The organism is Klebsiella variicola (assembly GCF_000828055.2).
Lineage (GTDB): Bacteria > Pseudomonadota > Gammaproteobacteria > Enterobacterales > Enterobacteriaceae > Klebsiella > Klebsiella variicola.
On record NZ_CP010523.2, the window covers coordinates 2797263 to 2816109 of the forward strand.

Here is an 18847-nt window from a genome sequence, read left to right on the forward strand (position 1 = left end):
ACCGTGATAGTTCATTATTTGAATTCTTAGACTTCTGGATGGCTATATGTCCAGATACTGGCATGCAGAGTGGTGGGTCGCAAACGAGAATATTTCATGGTGCATGAAATATTTTCATTTACCGGAAACAAACGCATAGCCCTCATCTTCCCAGCCGGTGAGTCCGCCGAGCATCATTTTCACCGGCCGCCCGAGCTCAGCTAGCTTCAGCGCGGCAACGTCAGCACCGTTGCAGTGCGGCCCGGCGCAGTAGACCACAAAGAGGGTCTCCGCCGGCCAGGCGGCCATTCGCTCGGCGGTGATCTGGCTGTGCGGGAGATGCTCCGCGCCTGGCAAGTGACGTCTGGCGAAGGCTTCCTCGCTGCCGACCACGTGCAGCAGGACAAAGTCGACCTCGCCGGCACGCTGGGCGCTGTGCACATCGGCGCAGTCGGTCTCAAGATGCAGCTTATGGCGGAACCAGCGGATAGCCTCAGCGGAAGCGGCAGGGGGAAATTGGGTTACTACACTCATGGCGTCTTCTCCTTGTCTGTGATAACACTACTTTACTGACGCCCATCACCCTGATCTGCCGACAACCATGACAGAAAACGCTAACATCCTGACAACCCCTTCTGTGACACCGTCACGTCATCAGGTGGTCGCCCTCGCCTACGATGGCCTGTGCACCTTTGAGTTTGGCGTAGCCGTGGAGATCTTCGGCCTGCCGCGCCCGGAAATGGGCGACAACTGGTACCACTTTGCCGTCGCCGCCGTCGATGAAGGGCCGCTGTGCGCTACCGGCGGCATCCGCCTGATGACTGACGGCGGCCCTGAACTTCTCGCCCAGGCGGATACGATTGTGGTCCCCGGCTGGCGCGGTGTCGACGCCCCGGTCCCCGAGGCGCTGTGCGCCGCCCTCGTTGCCGCCCACGCCCGCGGATGCCGGATTATTTCCATCTGTTCCGGGGTGTTCGTTCTCGCCGCCGCCGGGCTGCTCAATGGCCGCCAGGCAACGACCCACTGGCGCTACACCGCGGCGCTGCAGTCGCGTTTCCCGCAGATCCAGGTGGTGGAAGATGTGCTCTACCTGGGCGATGCTTTGCTGATGACTTCCGCCGGCAGCGCGGCGGGGATCGACCTTTGTCTGCATCTGGTGCGCGAGGATTTCGGCAGCGAAGCCGCCAACGTCGTCGCCCGCCGCCTGGTGGTCTCTCCCCATCGCGACGGCGGTCAGACGCAGCAGGTCCTGCGCCCGGTAGCCCGCAGCCGGGAGAGCCAGCGCCTTGGGCAGCTGTTTGACTATCTGCACCAGCATCTTGCCGCCAGCCATACCGTCGCTTCCCTCGCCCAGCGCGCCGGCATGGGACCACGCACTTTCCTGCGCCGCTTTGAGGAGGCCACCGGTAAAACACCCGCCCGCTGGCTGCTGGACGAGCGGCTGCTGCGCGCCCGCCAGCACCTGACGGAGAGCACGATGTCCATCGATCAGATCGCTGAGCGCTGCGGGTTTGCCAGCGCCGGCACCCTGCGTCACCATTTTCGCCAGCACTTCGCGCTCAGTCCGCTGCAGTACCGGAAACAGTTTGCTACTTCTCCGATTGCAAAATCGTCGCGGCAACGGACAATAGACGGCCACAGTAAACGGGTCGCCAGGAGGGTCGATGATGAAGAAAGAGTGTCGGGTAGTGATCTATAAAGAGGGGCTGCTGGGCAGCCTGTTTTTTGGCGAAGCCAAGGCTGACCCTGACAAGATGAGCCAGTTTCTCAGCAGCTATACCCGTGAGGGATGGGAAGTGAAAACCATGTCGGTGGAGCGCCGCCGCACCGCCCTGTTCTGGTCGCGGGAAGCGTATCTTTTCGTGCTCGAACGCCCCCTCTGACAGCCTGCGCCTGGTTTACCCGCTTAAGCCAGGCGTTCCTGAGCGCCTGCTTTCAGGGCCGACGGATATAGCCCTGCTCCTGCATGTTGTGCATGCCCTCTTCGCTGGCGCAGACCATGCCAGTGGTCAGCATGGCAAAACCAAAGCGCTGATAAAACGTAATTTTATCGGCGACCGCATAGATAAAAATTTTGCCAAAGGGAAGCAACTGCTCCCGGATGGCCAGCATCAGCTGTTGCCCGTAACCCTGCCCCTGACGTTCGGGGACGATCGCCACATCCGCCAGATAGCTGCTCCAGGTGCAATCGCTGATGGCTCGCGCCACGGCAATCAACTGGCCGTTCTCATAGCCAAACCAGCAGAAGGTGCTCTGGCGGAACGCCTGCTCCAGTTGCTGAACATCGCGCTCATTCAATCCGGCCTCGGCGATAATGGTTCGCACCCGCTGCCAGTCCACCCGCGCGATCGCCTCTTTACCCTCTATCACCATCATACCCTTGCCTCCCGTCGTCTCCCGGATGGAGCCCCGGAAGCAAGATCTAGCATGCCGCGGCAGGATATGCCAGGCGGAAAGGCGAACGGAAGAAAACGGTAGAGGCGGGCGACGGCAAAAAAAAACCGCCATATGACTGGCGGTAAATCAATGCTTGCATGGATAGATTGTGTTTTGCATTTTTCGCAGACAGATAATCCTGACCTCTCTACGTTTGATGACGAGGTTAACAGAGTCAACCTCAATAAAGCCTCAACGGCCTGCGCTAAAGTTTTTCCACCAGCGCTTTCAACTGCGCGAGGGTCTGCTGCTGATCCTCCGCGACGGCGGCGGGCCAGGCCGACTGGCGCACAATAAGCCGGGTCGGCAGCAGCTCGCGGATCCGCAGCTGCGGGGCCGCCATCAGGGCAATCAGCCGTTCCACCGCCCGCTTGCCCAGTAGATCGAAGTCCTGCGCCACCGTAGTGAGCGGCGGCTGGAAATAGAGGCTGTCGGCAGTGTCGTCATAGCCGGTCACCGATACCGCCCGGCTACCGCTGCGATTAAGCTGGGCCAGCGCGCTGAGCACGCCGAGCGCCATTTGATCGTTCGCCACCACAATGGCGCTGATTCGCGGCTGCAGATGCAGTAGCTCGAACGTTTTTTGCCAGCCGCTGGCGGCGCTCCAGTCGCCGAACACCGTTGTTGAGCGAGCGATATTCAGACTGTGCAGCGCCTCGCGCCAGCTGGCGAGGCGCAGACGGGCGGAAACCGAACTTTCCGGCCCCGCCAGCAGGCCGAATTCGCGATGCCCCAGCTCCCACAGGTGGCGTACACAGGCTCCGCAGCCGTCGCGGTGGTCGAAGCGCACGCAGCAGACATCGGCCTCCGGGGAGACGTCAAGAAACAGGCAGGCCATATCCGGGTTCTCTTGCACCAGCCGCTCGGCGGTGGCGCTCTCCAGGGGCAGACTGACGATCACCCCGCGAATATGCTGGGCGCGCAGCTCATCCAGCCGCGCCTGCAGCGCGACAAAATCGGCCTGCGCCGGCATCGCTATCGCCACTTCCAGCTGATGCAGGCTGGCATGGCTTTTTATCGCGGCGGCGATCTGCGAGGGGGCATGCAGCGTCAGCGAGGCGGTAATCAGCCCGATGGAGGGCGCTGCCTTGCCGGCAAGCAACTGCGCCGAGCGGTTAGGCACGTAGTGCAGCGTCTGCATCGCGCGGATCACGTGCTCCCGGGTGCGGGCTGACACCACCTCAGGACGGTTCAGCACCCGGGAGACGGTCTGTTGGGAGACACCCGCCGCGCGGGCGACGTCCTCAAGGGTTGCGGTACGACGCGGCATCTTTTCTCCTCAGCGATAACAATGTCGTGCGCTAACATTTTATGTTTAACGCGCGACAAAAAACAGCGTTTTGCCCTCGCTTTCGTGATCGTCTGTTCATTTCATTTCCAGCGTGATTGCTGGAAAAAACAAATTACCCGATAACGTTAATCATCCTGTTTAGCGAACGACATTTTCTGACTTACCGGGGATTAAAATGCAAATTAGCGATACCGGCCACAGCCACATGCCCAACTTTGACGCCGTCCTCGCCCGTGAAGACTGGCAGAACCAGACCATTACCCACCTTAACCGCCTGCCGGCGCATCCCGCTTTCGCCAGCTGGCGCGATGAGCTTGCCGCCCGGGATAACCATCTCTCCACACGCCGTCGTCAGCTGGACGGCGAGTGGCAGTTCGTTTATGCCCGCAGCCCGTTTGCCGTCGATGCGCAGTGGCTGACGCAGGATCTGCCGGACAGCCGCGGCACGCCAGTGCCTTCCAACTGGCAGATGGAGGGCTATGACGCGCCGATCTACACCAACGTCCGCTATCCCATCGATACCACGCCACCGCGGGTGCCGGAGGATAACCCGACCGGCTGTTATTCCCTGCACTTTACGGTTGAGGACACATGGCGCGAGAACGGGCAAACGCAGATTATTTTCGATGGCGTCAACTCGGCGTTTCATCTGTGGTGCAATGGCGTCTGGGTCGGCTATTCGCAGGACAGTCGCCTGCCGGCAGCGTTCGATCTCAGCCCCTTCCTGCGCCCGGGCGACAACCGCCTGTGCGTGATGGTCATGCGCTGGAGCGCCGGCAGCTGGCTGGAAGACCAGGATATGTGGCGGATGAGCGGCATTTTCCGCTCGGTGTGGCTGCTGAATAAGCCGCAGCAACGGCTATGCGACGTGCAGTTGACGCCAGCCCTCGACGCCCTCTACCGCGATGGCACTCTGCAGGTCCAGGCGACCGTCGAAGCGACAGAGGCGGCCCTTGCCGGGCTCAGCGTCGGGGTTAGCCTGTGGCGTGGCGAGGAGCAGGTCGCCGCCGGGCGGCAGCCGTTAGGCACCCCGGCGGTGGATGAACGCGGCCACTACGCGGAACGGGTCTATTTTGCTCTGGCGGTGACGGCGCCGGCGCACTGGAGCGCGGAAACTCCAAACTGTTATCGCGCCGTGGTCACCCTGTGGCGCGGCGACGAACTGCTGGAGGCCGAAGCATGGGACATCGGTTTTCGCCGCATCGAGATTGTCGATGGCCTGCTGCGTCTCAACGGCAAACCGCTGCTGATCCGCGGCGTTAACCGCCATGAGCATCATCATTTGCGCGGTCAGGTGGTCACCGAGGCGGATATGGTGCAGGACATTCTGTTGATGAAGCAGAACAACTTTAACGCCGTGCGCTGCTCGCACTACCCCAACGCGCCGCGCTGGTATGAACTCTGCAACCGCTACGGTCTGTACGTGGTCGATGAAGCTAATATTGAAACCCACGGGATGGTGCCGATGAATCGGCTGTCCGACGATCCGGCGTGGCTGCCAGCCTTCAGCGCCCGCGTCACCCGGATGGTACAGAGCAACCGCAACCATCCGTGCATTATCATCTGGTCGCTGGGCAACGAGTCCGGCGGCGGCGGCAACCACGAAGCGCTGTACCACTGGCTGAAACGCAACGACCCGAGCCGTCCGGTGCAGTACGAGGGCGGCGGAGCGGATACCACCGCCACCGATATTATCTGTCCGATGTACGCCCGCGTCGAACGCGACCAGCCGATCCCGGCGGTACCGAAATGGGGGATCAAAAAATGGATCAGCCTGCCCGGCGAGCAGCGGCCGCTGATCCTTTGCGAATATGCCCACGCGATGGGCAACAGCCTCGGCAACTTCGCCGATTACTGGCAGGCCTTCCGCGAGTATCCGCGGTTGCAGGGCGGGTTTATCTGGGACTGGGCCGACCAGGCGATCCGCAAAATCTTTGACGACGGCAGCGTCGGCTGGGCCTATGGCGGCGACTTTGGCGATAAGCCTAACGATCGCCAGTTCTGTATGAACGGTCTGGTGTTTCCCGATCGCACGCCGCATCCGTCGCTGGTGGAGGCGAAGCACGCCCAGCAATATTTTCAGTTCACGCTGCTGTCGACCGCGCCGCTGCGGGTGCGCATCACCAGCGAATACCTGTTCCGTCCAACCGATAACGAAGTGGTGCGCTGGCAGGTGCAGTCGGCCGGTGAAACCCTGTATCACGGCAACCTGACCCTGGCGCTGCCCCCTGAGGGCAGCGACGAGATAACGCTGCTCGACAGCCTGATCCTGCCTGAAGGCGCCCGCGCGGTGTGGCTGACGCTGGAGGTGACCCAGCCCCGGGCGACCGCCTGGTCAGAAGCGGATCACCGCGTCGCCTGGCAACAGTTTCCCCTGCCCGCCCCGCTGGCGCTGCCGGCGCCCACCGTGCCTGCCGGCGCTCCGGATCTTATCGTCAGCGACGAGGTCTGGCAGATCCGCGTCGGTTCGCAATGCTGGACCATCGATCGCCGGACGGGTCTGCTGAGCCGCTGGTCGGTTGGCGGTCAGGAGCAGCTGTTGACCCCCCTGCGTGACCAGTTTATTCGCGCGCCGCTCGACAACGACATCGGGGTCAGCGAAGTAGAGCGCATCGACCCCAACGCCTGGGTGGAGCGCTGGAAAAGCGCCGGCCTGTACGATCTTGAGGCGCACTGCGTCCAGTGCGATGCGCAGCGCCTGGCAAATGAAACCCTCGTCGACTGTCGCTGGCACTATCTGCGCGGCGAAGAGGTAGTGATTGTCAGCCACTGGCGCATGCACTTCACCGCGGACGGTACGCTGCGGCTGGCGGTGGACGGCGAACGGGCAGAAACCCTGCCGCCGCTGCCGCGGGTCGGGCTGCACTTCCAGGTGGCGGATCAGCAGGCGCCGGTGAGCTGGCTGGGGCTGGGGCCGCATGAGAACTACCCCGACCGGCGGAGCAGCGCCTGCTTCGCCCGCTGGGAGCAGCCGCTGGCGGCGATGACGACGCCCTACATCTTCCCGACGGAAAACGGCCTGCGCTGTGATACCCAGGCGCTGGACTGGGGACGCTGGCACGTCAGCGGTCATTTCCACTTCTCCGTTCAGCCGTGGAGTACCCGTCAGCTGATGGAGACCGACCACTGGCACAAGATGCAGGCCGAAGACGGCGTGTGGATCACCCTCGACGGCCTGCATATGGGGGTGGGCGGCGATGACTCCTGGACCCCCAGCGTGCTACCGCAGTGGCTCCTGAGCCAAACGCGCTGGCAGTACGAGGTCTCATTGCGTTGCCTTTAATCCGTGGGGGCGACAGCCCCCACCCTACAAACAGAATAACAAGGGATCATGGTGATGAAATTCTCTGAACTGGCGCCACGAGAACGGCATAATTTTGTCTATTTCCTGCTGTTCTTTTTCTTTTACTATTTCATTATGTCGGCCTACTTTCCGTTTTTTCCGGTATGGCTGGCGGACGTTAACCATTTAACCAAGACGGAAACCGGGATCGTTTTCTCGTCTATTTCGTTATTCGCCATTATTTTTCAGCCGGTGTTTGGCCTGATGTCGGATAAGCTCGGCCTGCGCAAACATCTGCTGTGGACTATTACGGTGCTGTTAATTCTGTTCGCACCGTTCTTTATTTTCGTTTTTTCACCGCTGCTGCAAATGAATATTATCGCCGGGGCGCTGGCGGGCGGGATCTATCTGGGGATTGTTTTCTCCAGCGGCTCCGGGGCGGTGGAAGCCTATATCGAACGCGTCAGCCGGGCCAACCGCTTTGAATATGGCAAAGTGCGGGTCGCAGGCTGCGTCGGCTGGGCGCTGTGCGCCTCGATAACCGGCGTGCTGTTCGGCATCGATCCCAACATCACCTTCTGGATCGCCTCCGGTTTTGCGCTGGTGCTCGGTCTGCTGCTCTGGTTGTCGCGACCGGAAAGCAGCAACAGCGCCGAGGTTATCGAGGCGCTGGGCGCCAATCGCCAGGCCTTTTCGCTGCGCACGGCGGCAGAGCTGCTGCGTATGCCGCGCTTCTGGGGCTTTATCGTCTATGTGATCGGCGTCGCCAGCGTCTATGACGTGTTTGACCAGCAGTTCGCCAACTTTTTCAAAAGCTTTTTCGCCAGCCCGCAGCGCGGGACCGAAGTGTTTGGCTTTGTTACCACTGGCGGCGAGCTGCTCAACGCGCTAATTATGTTCTGCGCCCCGGCCATCGTTAACCGCATCGGCGCCAAAAACGCCCTGCTGACCGCGGGGATGATCATGTCGGTGCGTATTCTCGGGTCGTCTTTTGCTTCATCGGCGGTGGAGGTGGTGATCCTCAAGATGCTGCATATGTTTGAGATCCCCTTCCTGCTGGTCGGGACCTTTAAATATATCTCCTCCGCCTTTAACCCGCGGCTCTCGGCCACCCTGTTTCTGATCGGCTTTAACCTGTCGAAACAGCTTTCCGGGGTGGTGCTTTCCGCCTGGGTCGGCCGGATGTACGACACCGTCGGCTTCCATCAGGCTTATCTGATCCTCGGGTGTATCACCCTGAGCTTCACCCTGCTCTCGTTCTTTACCTTACGGGGCGGGAAAAATCTGCTGCCAGCAGCGGGGACGCAGACCCCCGCCTGACTCCGGCTCCCGTCAGGGGCGACGGGACTCACTCGACAATCCGCGTCTCCCCGCCGCGATTCTCCAGGGCATACCGCTGACAAGGCGCCCCGGCGGCAATCAGCTCCGCCAGCTCTGCCGAGTGGCTGGTCAGCCAGATCTGGCTGTAGCGCGAGGCCTCGATAATCAGCCGGGCCAGCGCGGGCAACATGTCGCGATGCAGGCTGTTCTCCGGTTCATTGATCGCCAGAAAGGCCGGCGGGCGCGGGCTGAGCAGCGCAACGGCGAGGCACAGAAAGCGCAGCGTACCGTCAGACATCTCCGCCGCCAGCAGCGGGCGGCGGATCCCCTCGCGACGCATTTTCAGGGCGAAACGTGACTGCTCGTTTTCACAGTAAAACTGGCAGCCAGGAAAGGCGTCGGCGAGGATCTCGTGCAAAATCTCTTCCGCGCCAATTTCGACAATGGTCTGAAAGGCGGCCGCCAGATTATGGCCATCGCTGTCGAGCACTGGCGAACGGTATCCCACGGCCGGCTGACGCAGCGGCGAATGGCGGCCGATGGCGAACTCATGGTAAAACCGCCAGCGGCGCAGGGTCTCCCGCACCCGCGACACCTCGGGAAAACGATGCGGTTCGCCGAGCTGACCGAACACCGACTCGTTTTCATAGATGCTCTCAGTGAACGTACTTTTCTCCCCCGTCACATCGACGAGAAACGCCGCCTGATTCTTACGCTGCAGTACGCGGGAGGAAGGCCGGCGGGAGTAGCCGGCCAGCCAGATGTTCTCTTCTTTAACGATGGGATCGAGCATGAACTGCGTCGGATAGGGCAATTTTTCCGGGAAACCTATCTGCAGCTCATAATCGAAGCTGTCGGTCCGGCAGGCGATCTGCAGACGGCGGGGATGACGATCAACGGGCGAACGCTCCCCGGACCACATCATATTCTCCAGACCGCCCTCTTCGCTGATAAACCCCGACAGCCTGCCGTCAGCGGCGGCGGTCAGCAGGTGGATAGCGTTATAAATATTGGATTTGCCGCAGCCGTTGGGGCCGAAGACAATGTTCAGCGGCCCGAGCTCCAGCGCGATATCCCTGACCGAGCGAAAGTTTTGAATACGGATGTACTGAATCATCATGGGTCCTGCCCTGGAAATAGAAGGCTGCCACAGTAGCAGAGCGGCGCCAGGGATACCCTCTCACGCCCTCATTCGGGCAGGGTTTAACAGAACATTTTTTTCATTCCACGGGTCAGGGCGACCCGCGTCAGCTTGTCGCTATCCTGATGGGCTTCACTGAAGACGCCAAAATAATAGCGTTCATCGTCAATGGTTTGACTGACAATACGATAGCTCAGCGGTTGCCCGGATGGGGCACCGTACTGAGCAGGCGTCACCGAGACCTCGGTCGCGTCATCGGCGACGCTGACCAACAGCCCGTCGGCCTTACCTCCCACCAGCATGACCTTAATTATCGGGTGCACCAGTTCCTCCCGGGATGGCGTATATCATTGGCGAACCGCGGAGTCCGGCGGGCATTGTCGTCAACAAACGGCGCCAGCCTGAGTGCGGCATTACGTACTTTCTTATAGTTCATCGCGGCCTTGAGTCAAAAAATAGCGTGCTGAGGCTGGGCTAAATATTGATTATTCGAAATAAAAGATGACAAATGATGAAGGAAAAAAGAGGAATTGTGAATCAGCAAAACGCCGGGTTATTCTTATTTGTCGCTCCTTTGCTCGCCTTTATCGGCCCTCACTCAAGGAAGTATTGCGGTTATGCGTTATGTTCGCCTGTGTGTTATCTCCCTGTTAGCCACCCTGCCACTGGCGGTAGACGCCGGTCCACAGCCGCTTGAGCAGATTAAACAAAGCGAAAGCCAGCTGTCGGGCCGCGTGGGGATGGTGGAAATGGATCTGGCCAGCGGCCGCACGCTGGCGGCCTGGCGCGCCGATGAACGCTTTCCCATGGTGAGCACCTTTAAAGTGCTGCTGTGCGGCGCGGTGCTGGCGCGGGTGGATGCAGGGGTCGAACAACTGGATCGGCGGATCCACTACCGCCAGCAGGATCTGGTGGACTACTCCCCGGTCAGCGAAAAACACCTTACCGACGGGATGACGGTCGGCGAACTCTGCGCCGCCGCCATCACCCTGAGCGATAACAGCGCTGGCAATCTGCTGCTGGCCACCGTCGGCGGCCCCGCGGGATTAACTGCCTTTCTGCGCCAGATCGGTGACAACGTCACCCGTCTTGACCGCTGGGAAACGGCACTGAATGAGGCGCTTCCCGGCGACGCACGCGACACCACCACCCCGGCCAGCATGGCCGCCACGCTGCGCAAACTACTGACCGCGCAGCATCTGAGCGCCCGTTCGCAACAGCAACTCCTGCAGTGGATGGTGGACGATCGGGTTGCCGGCCCGCTGATCCGCGCCGTGCTGCCGCCGGGCTGGTTTATCGCCGACAAGACCGGGGCTGGCGAACGGGGTGCGCGCGGCATTGTCGCCCTGCTCGGCCCGGACGGCAAACCGGAGCGCATTGTGGTGATCTATCTGCGGGATACCCCGGCGAGCATGGCCGAGCGTAATCAACATATCGCCGGGATCGGCGCAGCGCTGATCGAGCACTGGCAACGCTAACCCGGCGGTACCGTGCGTTAGCCGGCCCGCAGCACCTCGCAGGCGTGCCGGGCGATATGACTGGCGGCGGCATCGGACAGATGCCGATCGGTAATAATAGTGCTGAACCGGGTCAAGGGTAACGCCATAAACGTGGCCACCTGATTGTATTTCGAACTGTCGCACAGCAGGATGCTTCTCGCGCTGACCTGGCTGACGGTCTCCTTGACGGTAACCTTGTTCTCATCAGGGGTGAAAATACCGCGGCTGTCCCAGCCGCTGGCGGAGATAAAGGCCGTATCGATAGCCAGGTGGCGTAACGTTCGCGCCGCCGATTCGCCCACGCAGGAGCGATTCTCCCGGCACAGCGTGCCGCCGGTGTGGATCACGCCGCACTGGCTGGCATCGATCAGCAGTTGGGTTATCTCAAAATCATTGGTCACCACCTGCAGATCATCCCGGTCGAGGATCGCCCGCGCCAGCGCCAGGGTAGTGGTCCCGGCATCGAGATAGATACAGCTGTTTTTGGCGATGTGACTCGCCGCCAGCGCGCCAATCGCCTGTTTCTCCTCGCTCTGCAGCGTGCTTTTCACCAGATGACTGGGTTCCGTGGCCAGCCTGCTGACGGCGCGCACGCCGCCTGAGACGCTGACCAGCAGCCCCTGTTCCTCCAGTTTACTGACGTCCCGACGGATGGTCATATGGGACACGCCGAGGATCTCCGTCAGCTCATTGATGCTTACCGCCCCACGCTGCTCCACCAGGGCTAAAATACGCTGATGTCGTTCTATTGGAATCACCGCTCTCCCCTTACCATTTTTTCACACCAGGCGTCACCACTCGGGCTGCGGACCTGGCGACACCCTGTGTTGTTATCGCGCTTTGCCGCTGTTTTTACGCTATTTTAGGGCAAGAATCGCCGTTGTGCAGCCTCTTTCCGCCTGTGAATTTTTTATATTCATGTAGGTTATTCGTGATAGCTCTCACATAAATTCACATGATAACGCTTTATTCTATCATTAAATCACATTAATTAACGAATATTCACAAGGAGACCATCATGGCTGCACACACTAACGTCTGCGTGATTGGACTGGGTTCAATGGGCATGGGCGCCGCCCGCGCCTGCCTGCAGGCGGGCCTGAACACCTGGGGCGTTGACATCAACCCCGACAACTGTCGCGCACTGCTGGCGGCGGGCGCCAAAGGCGCGGGCCCCAGCGCGGTGCCTTTCGCCGCTGACCTGGATGCGGTCGTCTTGCTGGTGGTCAATGCCGCCCAGGTGCGGGGGATCCTGTTCGGCGAAACCGGCCTCGCCGCCCATCTGAAGCCCGGCACCGTCGTGATGGTGTCGTCCACCATCGCCTCCGCTGATGCCCAGGCGATAGCCGTGGCGCTGGCGGAATACCAGCTATTGATGCTTGACGCGCCGGTATCGGGCGGCGCAGTGAAAGCGGCCGCTGGCGACATGACGGTGATGGCCTCCGGAAGCGATGCCGCCTTTGCCCGCCTCGCGCCGGTACTGGACGCCGTGGCCGGCAAAGTCTACCGCATCGGCAGCGACATCGGCCTTGGCTCGACGGTAAAGATTATTCATCAGCTGCTGGCTGGGGTGCATATCGCTGTTGCCGCCGAAGCGATGGCGCTTGCCGCCCGCGCCGGGATCCCGCTGGAGACGATGTACGACGTGGTGACGCACGCGGCGGGTAATTCCTGGATGTTTGAGAATCGCATGCAGCACGTCCTGGATGGCGATTACTCGCCAAAATCCGCCGTCGATATTTTTGTCAAAGATCTCGGTCTGGTGAATGACACCGCCCGGGCGCTGACCTTCCCGCTGCCGCTCGCCACCACCGCGCTAAATATGTTCACCTCCGCCAGCAATGCCGGATTCGGCCGGGAAGATGACAGCGCGGTGATCAAGATTTTCAACGGCATCACCCTACCGGGCCACAAACAGTGAGGAGAGACAACATGCAGCTTGGTGTCATTGCCGATGACTTCACCGGCGCCACGGATATCGCCAGCTTCCTCGTGCGCAACGGCATGCCGACGGTGCAACTGAATGGCGTGCCGACCCGCGATCTTCCGCTGACCAGCGAGGCGGTGGTCATCAGCCTGAAAACCCGCTCCTGCGCGGTGGAAATGGCCGTCAGCCAGTCGCTGGCCGCGCTGCGCTGGCTGCAGGCCCAGGGCTGTCAGCAATTCTACTTCAAGTACTGTTCCACGTTCGACAGCACCGCGCAGGGCAACATTGGCCCGGTGCTGGATGCTCTGCTGGCCGAGCTGGGTGAAACGCGGACGGTGATTTCCCCGGCGTTGCCGGTGAACGGCCGCACGGTCTATCAGGGGTATCTGTTTGTCGGCGAGCAACTGCTGAATGAGTCCGGGATGCGCCACCATCCGGTGACGCCGATGGAGGATGCGCACCTGGGCCGCTTAATTGAGCGCCAGGGGCGCGGAAAAGCCGCGCTGATTGCCTGGCCGATTGTCGCCCGGGGGCCGGAGGCCGTCGCCACCGCGCTGGCGACAATCAGCGATCCGGCGGTGCGCTATGTGGTGCTCGACGCCCTCAGTGAACAGGATTTGCTCACCCAGGGCGTGGCGCTGCGAGAGATGAAGCTGGTCTCCGGCGGTTCCGGTCTCGCCATCGGCCTCGCCCGCGACTGGGCGCAGCGCCATGGCGCCCGGGGTGAAAGCGCTCAGGCGGGCATGCCGCTGGCCGGCCCGGCGGTGGTGCTCTCGGGCTCCTGCTCGGTGATGACCAACAGCCAGGTGGCGGCCTATCGTGAACAGGCCCCCGCCCGCGCCGTCGACTTAAGCGCCTGCTTTACCGATCTGGAGAGCTATGTCGCGACGCTGACAGACTGGGTGGACGCGCAGCGCGATGCGCCGCTGGCGCCGATGATCTATGCCACCACCGAGCCGCAAACGCTGCAGCGGATCCAGGCGCAGTATGGCGACAAGGCCAGCAGCGAACGGGTGGAACAGCTGTTTGCCGCCCTTGCCGCCGCCCTGAAGGCGAAAGGATTTACCCGGTTTATTGTGGCCGGAGGGGAAACATCGAGCATTGTGGCGCAGACGCTGGGGGTCGAGGCGTTCCATATTGGGCCGACCATCTCCCCCGGGGTGCCCTGGGTGCGTGACACCCGCCAGCCGCTCTCCCTGGCGCTGAAGTCAGGTAACTTCGGCGATATCCACTTCTTTGCCCGTGCCCAGCAGGAGTTTCGTCATGACTGAGCAACAGCTGCGAGATGAAATGGTGCAGATTGGCGCCTCGTTGTTTAGCCGCGGCTATGCCACCGGCTCCGCCGGCAATCTGTCGCTGCTGCTGCCGGACGGCAACCTGCTGGCGACGCCGACCGGCTCCTGCCTCGGCGAACTGCAGGCACAGCGGTTGTCGGTGGTGACGCTGCAAGGTGAATGGATCTCCGGCGACAAACCGTCGAAAGAGGTCACTTTTCACCGGGCGGTCTATTTGCACAACCCGGCCTGCAAGGCGATCGTCCACCTGCACAGCCACTATCTGACCGCGCTCTCCTGCCTGCAGGGGCTCGATCCGCACAACTGTATTCGTCCCTTTACCCCCTATGTGGTGATGCGTGTCGGCGACGTCCCGGTGGTTCCCTACTACCGGCCGGGCGATGACCGTATTGCCCAGGCGCTGGCCGGTCTGGCGCCCCGCTATAACGCCTTTTTACTGGCCAACCACGGTCCGGTGGTCACCGGCTCATCGCTGCGCGAAGCCACCAACAATACCGAAGAGCTGGAAGAGACCGCGCGGCTGATATTTACCCTCGGCAACCGTGAGATCCGCTACCTGACCACTGACGAAGTGGATGAACTGAGATAAAACCATGCCAAAATTTGCTGCTAATTTAACCATGCTGTTTACCGAACTGCCGTTCCTGGACCGGTTCGCCGCCGCTGCCCGCGCGGGTTTTGAAGCCGTGGAGTTTCTGTTTCCCTATGAGTATGACGCCGGGGAAATTAAACAGCGCCTGCAGGAAAACCAGCTGCAGCTGGTGCTGTTCAATACCCCACCTGGCGACGTCAACGCCGGAGAATGGGGGCTCGCCGCGGTGCCAGGCAGAAGCGCCGAGGCCCGCCAGCAGATCCAGCTGGCGCTGGAGTATGCCTGCCAGCTGGATTGCCCGCAGGTACATATCATGGCCGGCGTGGTACAGCCGGGGATGGATCGCGCAGCCTGCGAGGCCGTGCTTATCGATAATCTGCGCTACGCGGCGGAGTGCTTTGCCCGCCACGACAAGCGGATACTCATCGAAGCGCTGAATCCTCAGACCAAACCGGGCTATCTCTACCACAGCCAATATCAAACGCTGGAGATGGTGAAACGGGTCGACAGGCCAAACGTCGCGGTGCAGTTAGATCTGTTTCACGCGCAGAAGGTGGACGGCAATTTAAGCCATCTCATTACCGAATATGCCGGCCAGTATCGCCATATTCAGATTGCCTCCCTGCCCGACCGTCATGAACCGGATGAGGGCGAAATAAACTATCCGTGGCTCTATGCGCTACTGGATAAAACCGGTTATGACGGCTGGATCGGCTGCGAATATATCCCCCGAGCAGACACGCTTTCCGGGCTAGGGTGGTTCTCGCCCTACCGGAAAAAATAAACGCCGTTTTCTAAAAAAATAACTCTCTGTACACCTGTTAATACCCGAGGCAAACCTATGTCGACATCGGCGCTGTTACTTATTGCGTTAGCCAGCGTAGTGCTGTTGCTCCTGTTGGTGATCAAGGCGAAAGCGCATCCTTTTGTGGCGCTCCTGATCGTCAGCCTGCTGGTGGCATTCGCCACCGGTATTCCGGCAGATAAAATTATTACCACCATTGAAAAAGGCATGGGCGGCCTGCTTGGTCACATCGCCAGCATTATTATTCTGGGCTCAATGCTGGGGGTGCTGATTGAAATGTCCGGCGGCGCCGAATCGCTGGCGAAAACGTTGACCGGCGTACTGGGCGCAAAACGGACCATTGCCGCCTTAACCATCGTGGCTTTTATTCTCGGCACGCCGGTCTTTTTTGAAGTCGGCTTTATCATCATCATTCCGTTAATTTACGGCTTCAGCAAAGTCGCCCACGTGTCGCCGCTGAAGTTTGGCCTGCCGATGGCCGGAGTGATGTTAACCGTGCACGTCGCGCTGCCCACCCACCCTGGCGCAGCGGCCGCGGCAGGCATTCTGCATAGCGATGTGGGCTGGCTGATGCTGGCGGGGATTGGAGTATCGATAGTCGTTGGTATCGTGGGTTATTTTGTCGCCCGGTTTATCAATCGGCGCCATTATCATCTGTCGATTAACGTGCTGGAACAGCAGCAAACAGCTGAAGTGCCAGACCTCTCCGTTAACGCGCAGCAGACCCGTCTGCCGCCGCCGAATGCGCTGGTTATCGGTGGACTGATCGTGGTGCCCATTATGCTGATTGTTTCCGGGACGCTGTGTCAGGCACTGCTGCTGCCGGAAAACGCGGTTCGCCAGCTGATGACCGTCATTGGTACTCCACCGGTCGCCCTGTTGATCTCCCTGGGCCTGGCCAGCTGGACGCTGGGCATCCGTCGGCGGATGAGCCTGAAAAAGCTGGGCGAAGTCACCGGCAGCGCGATCCCCTCGTCGGCGGACGTGATCCTCGTCGCCGGCGCCGGCGGCGCCTTTGGCGGCGTACTGGTCGCCTCCGGCATCGGCAATGCCTTAGCCGAGGCGCTGGAGACAATTCATCTGCCGCTGATGCCCGCCGCCTTCCTGCTCTCGCTGGTACTCCGGGCCTCGCAGGGATCGGCCACCGTGGCGATCCTCACCACCTCCGGTCTGCTGTCTCAGGCGGTCATCGGGCTGGATCCGATTCAGCTGGTGCTGGTAACGCTGGCGACTTGCTTCGGCTCGCTCGGGTTATCGCACGTCAACGATGCCGGGTTCTGGGTCGTCACGCGCTATCTCGGGCTCTCAGTGCCGGACGGGTTAAAAACCTGGACCGTATTGACGACCATCATGGGGGTGACGGGCTTTCTGATCACCTGGCTGCTGTGGTTTGTGTTGTGATATTCGTGAAAGGTGGCCACCGGGCCACCTTTATTTGTCATCTGTCAGTTAGCCGGGCGCTGGCCGCGCTGTCACCTCACCAGACAGCGTCACCGGAATAAAATAGCGTACGCGATAGCGCCTTTCCGCCGCTGGCCCACCTTCCGTATGACGCTCGAGAAAGCATTCAATGTCGACTCCCTCCCGGCGGCTTGCTCCCAGCGCTGGCAGCAACTCCATATACAGATCGCTGGATAAACGGGCGTAACGCGCCCAACTGCCATAGAATTCAACGCCAACATACAGCCCAGGCCTTGTCGTCAACGTGCTGTTCGTCGTCAGCGCGGGCAGCGCCCCTCGCTCCCGATGACAACCGACAAAAGCGTTAACCTCGACGTTAAGCTCATTGTTACTCGCCGCATAATAATCGGATAACACAGAGAGACGGCCACCGCCGGCGGTAAAAAAACGGTCAACCTTTTGTCTGACAGCCGTCTTCGACGTGCTTTGCAATACCATATCCGACAGGCGCAGCTCATACTTCATTGGAGAGCCACGATAGACCCTCTCGGGCAGTGAACAGAAACGGGCCTGAGGCAGGCTCTCACCCTCCGGGTCGAATTTCTTTAACAGCAAAGCCGTGTCCCAGTGCACGGCGCAACGGTATTCCCGTGGCGAGAGCGAGAAGCGCTTCTTAAACTCCCGGGAAAAAGTCTGCGGCGAGTCATAGCTTAACTGCCAGGCAATGGCGGCGATCGGTTGCCGTGTTAATCGCAGACTCACCGCCGCGATGGTCAACCGCCGCAGCCGGATATACTGCCCGATGGGTAACTGACCATACTGATAAAACACCTCATAGACAAACCGGCGCGAATACCCCATATACTGCGCCAGGTCATCGATAGACGGGTTACAGTAGATATTATCTTCCAGCCACGCCAGCATTTTTAAATAGAGCATCTGCTTCATAGATACCGCATACTTCCTGTAGTCTTATCCTCCTCTAATTTTAACAACAGGCGGCGGACAGCACTAAGCTTTTTATGCACGGCAAAAATAAAAAAATAATTATCAGTGAAAAACCTAACAGACATATGTTTAACGTTTTGTTTATTAGGAACTTTCGTATGCTCACCTGCCGTTATCCCACTTTCTCCAGCGAATATTGCATTAGTGTAAAACATCCCTTAGATTATCTCGTCTAAAAATAATCGGCGTATTGCCATTATATGTTTTAATTTATCCTGATATCATTTTAATACCCAACAGGGAAGTTATATGACGAATTTTTTGTTCAATATAAAAAATCACTATCTGCGGGTTGCGATTGCCGAACTGGTTAATGAAACGATGCAGGCGTGCGAGCGATCGCATTATCAGTTTTCTCAGCAATGGAAGCCGGCGTCGATTGCACAAGCCGATGTCATATTCACGGAAATGGTGGCGGGAGAATGGTACTTATGCCATGAACTTTTACAGCACGCTACAGAGAATTATCAACTTTTTATTTTCCTGAATGATGAAGAGGTTACCGTCATCGATCACTTACCCAACTGTTTTAAGCATGCGGTATTTATACACCCGCACACCGCCGTTCATCTTCTTAAGGAGGTGATAGGTCATGCAATTCAACGTCCCTTAACGGAACAGCATGGCTCTCCCTTTAATCGTCTGCGTCGCTGCATAAATTGTCCCTGTAAGTCATTGAGCGACGCGCAAACCAAAGTCATCTACGCGTTCAGCATTGGCCTGAGCCCGCATGAAGTTGCCACTGTACTTAAAATTAGTCACAAAACGATCCATTCGCATAAAAAGAACATTATGAATAAGTTCCATTTAAAGAGTCGACAGCAATTCAACAATCTTGTCCAGATACTCGCCAGACGTTAACCTCATAAA

At 59.7% G+C, this 18847-nt stretch carries 18 protein-coding genes and 1 pseudogene; 12 read left to right on the forward strand and 7 right to left on the reverse strand.

Translation table 11 applies throughout. The features are described 5' to 3' along the window. Positions 1–114: 114 nt before the first annotated feature. A complete protein-coding gene (locus SP68_RS13210; protein ID WP_008804973.1) occupies positions 115–513 on the reverse strand; it encodes a rhodanese-like domain-containing protein in 399 nt (132 codons plus the stop codon). A gap of 67 nt (positions 514–580) precedes the next feature. Here SP68_RS13210 and ftrA point away from each other — a divergent pair, with 67 nt between their 5' ends. Then, complete coding sequence (ftrA, locus tag SP68_RS13215) at positions 581–1678, forward strand: transcriptional regulator FtrA (RefSeq protein ID WP_008804974.1); 1098 nt, start codon at positions 581–583, stop codon at positions 1676–1678. After that, positions 1647–1862: a DUF4177 domain-containing protein gene (locus tag SP68_RS13220; protein WP_004205985.1), complete on the forward strand. Its 216-nt coding sequence runs from the start codon at positions 1647–1649 to the stop codon at positions 1860–1862. The genes ftrA and SP68_RS13220 overlap by 32 nt, the downstream gene beginning before the upstream one ends. 52 nt (positions 1863–1914) lie before the next feature. Here SP68_RS13220 and SP68_RS13225 read toward each other — a convergent pair whose 3' ends face one another. Next, entirely contained in the window at positions 1915–2355 is a 441-nt protein-coding gene (locus SP68_RS13225; RefSeq protein ID WP_012968274.1) for a GNAT family N-acetyltransferase, read from the reverse strand. A gap of 64 nt (positions 2356–2419) precedes the next feature. Here SP68_RS13225 and SP68_RS29020 point away from each other — a divergent pair. After that, a pseudogene (locus SP68_RS29020) lies at positions 2420–2613 on the forward strand (hypothetical protein); the annotation flags it as partial. Between the two features lie 7 nt (positions 2614–2620). Here SP68_RS29020 and SP68_RS13230 read toward each other — a convergent pair. Then, the gene (locus SP68_RS13230) at positions 2621–3685 is read right to left on the reverse strand and encodes a LacI family DNA-binding transcriptional regulator (protein WP_040968493.1); all 1065 of its coding nucleotides are present in this window, start codon (positions 3683–3685) and stop codon (positions 2621–2623) included. Between the two features lie 196 nt (positions 3686–3881). Here SP68_RS13230 and SP68_RS13235 point away from each other — a divergent pair, with 196 nt between their 5' ends. Together SP68_RS13235 and SP68_RS13240 are read left to right on the forward strand one after the other, a co-directional pair. Next, on the forward strand, positions 3882–6989 hold the full coding sequence (locus tag SP68_RS13235) for a beta-galactosidase (RefSeq protein ID WP_040968492.1): 3108 nt from the start codon (positions 3882–3884) through the stop codon (positions 6987–6989). A gap of 54 nt (positions 6990–7043) precedes the next feature. Continuing rightward, positions 7044–8309, forward strand: coding sequence for an MFS transporter (locus SP68_RS13240; protein ID WP_008804978.1), 1266 nt, complete (start codon positions 7044–7046; stop codon positions 8307–8309). A gap of 28 nt (positions 8310–8337) precedes the next feature. Here SP68_RS13240 and SP68_RS13245 read toward each other — a convergent pair whose 3' ends face one another. Further along, positions 8338–9426 carry an AAA family ATPase gene (locus SP68_RS13245; protein WP_012541789.1) on the reverse strand — a complete coding sequence of 363 codons (1089 nt, stop codon included), beginning with the start codon at positions 9424–9426 and terminating at the stop codon, positions 8338–8340. 86 nt (positions 9427–9512) lie between these two features. Then, positions 9513–9773: a hypothetical protein gene (locus SP68_RS13250; protein WP_008804980.1), complete on the reverse strand. Its 261-nt coding sequence runs from the start codon at positions 9771–9773 to the stop codon at positions 9513–9515. A 294-nt stretch (positions 9774–10067) separates the two neighbouring features. Between SP68_RS13250 and SP68_RS13255 the strand changes: the two genes are divergently transcribed. After that, entirely contained in the window at positions 10068–10928 is an 861-nt protein-coding gene (locus SP68_RS13255) for a class A beta-lactamase LEN-17 (protein ID WP_039103359.1), read from the forward strand. Between the two features lie 17 nt (positions 10929–10945). On the opposite strand, the gene SP68_RS13260 is transcribed toward SP68_RS13255, so the two are convergent. Continuing rightward, on the reverse strand, positions 10946–11707 hold the full coding sequence (locus tag SP68_RS13260; RefSeq protein WP_040968491.1) for a DeoR/GlpR family DNA-binding transcription regulator: 762 nt from the start codon (positions 11705–11707) through the stop codon (positions 10946–10948). A gap of 260 nt (positions 11708–11967) precedes the next feature. Between SP68_RS13260 and ltnD the strand changes: the two genes are divergently transcribed. From ltnD to SP68_RS13285, 5 genes are read left to right on the forward strand one after another with little or no spacing between them, the layout of a single operon-like run. Beyond that, positions 11968–12870: an L-threonate dehydrogenase gene (gene ltnD / locus SP68_RS13265; protein WP_008804983.1), complete on the forward strand. Its 903-nt coding sequence runs from the start codon at positions 11968–11970 to the stop codon at positions 12868–12870. An 11-nt stretch (positions 12871–12881) separates the two neighbouring features. Next, a complete protein-coding gene (otnK, locus tag SP68_RS13270) occupies positions 12882–14147 on the forward strand; it encodes a 3-oxo-tetronate kinase (RefSeq protein WP_016160981.1) in 1266 nt (421 codons plus the stop codon). Continuing rightward, positions 14140–14760 carry a 3-oxo-tetronate 4-phosphate decarboxylase gene (gene otnC, locus SP68_RS13275; RefSeq protein ID WP_012541792.1) on the forward strand — a complete coding sequence of 207 codons (621 nt, stop codon included), beginning with the start codon at positions 14140–14142 and terminating at the stop codon, positions 14758–14760. Before otnK ends, otnC begins: the two co-directional genes overlap by 8 nt. 4 nt (positions 14761–14764) lie before the next feature. Beyond that, positions 14765–15547: an HPr family phosphocarrier protein gene (locus SP68_RS13280; protein WP_040968490.1), complete on the forward strand. Its 783-nt coding sequence runs from the start codon at positions 14765–14767 to the stop codon at positions 15545–15547. Positions 15548–15604: 57 nt separating this feature from the next. Then, positions 15605–16969, forward strand: a complete 1365-nt coding sequence (locus SP68_RS13285; RefSeq protein ID WP_008804987.1) for a GntP family transporter — start codon at positions 15605–15607, stop codon at positions 16967–16969. A gap of 48 nt (positions 16970–17017) precedes the next feature. Here SP68_RS13285 and SP68_RS13290 read toward each other — a convergent pair whose 3' ends face one another. Beyond that, positions 17018–17917 carry a helix-turn-helix domain-containing protein gene (locus SP68_RS13290; protein WP_008804988.1) on the reverse strand — a complete coding sequence of 300 codons (900 nt, stop codon included), beginning with the start codon at positions 17915–17917 and terminating at the stop codon, positions 17018–17020. Positions 17918–18226: 309 nt separating this feature from the next. Between SP68_RS13290 and kbvR the strand changes: the two genes are divergently transcribed. Next, on the forward strand, positions 18227–18838 hold the full coding sequence (gene kbvR, locus SP68_RS13295; protein ID WP_008804989.1) for a LuxR family transcriptional regulator KbvR: 612 nt from the start codon (positions 18227–18229) through the stop codon (positions 18836–18838). The last annotated feature ends 9 nt before the right edge of the window (positions 18839–18847 follow it).

Bases quoted from the DNA above. Each gene is read 5' to 3' on its own strand.
- SP68_RS13285 (WP_008804987.1), top strand. From the start codon at position 15,605: ATGTCGACATCGGCGCTGTTACTTATTGCGTTAGCCAGCGTAGTGCTG.
- kbvR (WP_008804989.1), top strand. From the start codon at position 18,227: ATGACGAATTTTTTGTTCAATATAAAAAATCACTATCTGCGGGTTGCG.
- SP68_RS13240 (WP_008804978.1), top strand. From the start codon at position 7,044: ATGAAATTCTCTGAACTGGCGCCACGAGAACGGCATAATTTTGTCTAT.
- otnK (WP_016160981.1), top strand. From the start codon at position 12,882: ATGCAGCTTGGTGTCATTGCCGATGACTTCACCGGCGCCACGGATATC.
- SP68_RS13280 (WP_040968490.1), top strand. From the start codon at position 14,765: ATGCCAAAATTTGCTGCTAATTTAACCATGCTGTTTACCGAACTGCCG.
- SP68_RS13290 (WP_008804988.1), bottom strand. From the start codon at position 17,917: ATGAAGCAGATGCTCTATTTAAAAATGCTGGCGTGGCTGGAAGATAAT.
- SP68_RS13225 (WP_012968274.1), bottom strand. From the start codon at position 2,355: ATGATGGTGATAGAGGGTAAAGAGGCGATCGCGCGGGTGGACTGGCAG.
- ltnD (WP_008804983.1), top strand. From the start codon at position 11,968: ATGGCTGCACACACTAACGTCTGCGTGATTGGACTGGGTTCAATGGGC.
- SP68_RS13230 (WP_040968493.1), bottom strand. From the start codon at position 3,685: ATGCCGCGTCGTACCGCAACCCTTGAGGACGTCGCCCGCGCGGCGGGT.
- ftrA (WP_008804974.1), top strand. From the start codon at position 581: ATGACAGAAAACGCTAACATCCTGACAACCCCTTCTGTGACACCGTCA.
- SP68_RS13235 (WP_040968492.1), top strand. From the start codon at position 3,882: ATGCAAATTAGCGATACCGGCCACAGCCACATGCCCAACTTTGACGCC.
- SP68_RS13210 (WP_008804973.1), bottom strand. From the start codon at position 513: ATGAGTGTAGTAACCCAATTTCCCCCTGCCGCTTCCGCTGAGGCTATC.
- SP68_RS13245 (WP_012541789.1), bottom strand. From the start codon at position 9,426: ATGATTCAGTACATCCGTATTCAAAACTTTCGCTCGGTCAGGGATATC.
- SP68_RS13220 (WP_004205985.1), top strand. From the start codon at position 1,647: ATGAAGAAAGAGTGTCGGGTAGTGATCTATAAAGAGGGGCTGCTGGGC.
- otnC (WP_012541792.1), top strand. From the start codon at position 14,140: ATGACTGAGCAACAGCTGCGAGATGAAATGGTGCAGATTGGCGCCTCG.
- SP68_RS13255 (WP_039103359.1), top strand. From the start codon at position 10,068: ATGCGTTATGTTCGCCTGTGTGTTATCTCCCTGTTAGCCACCCTGCCA.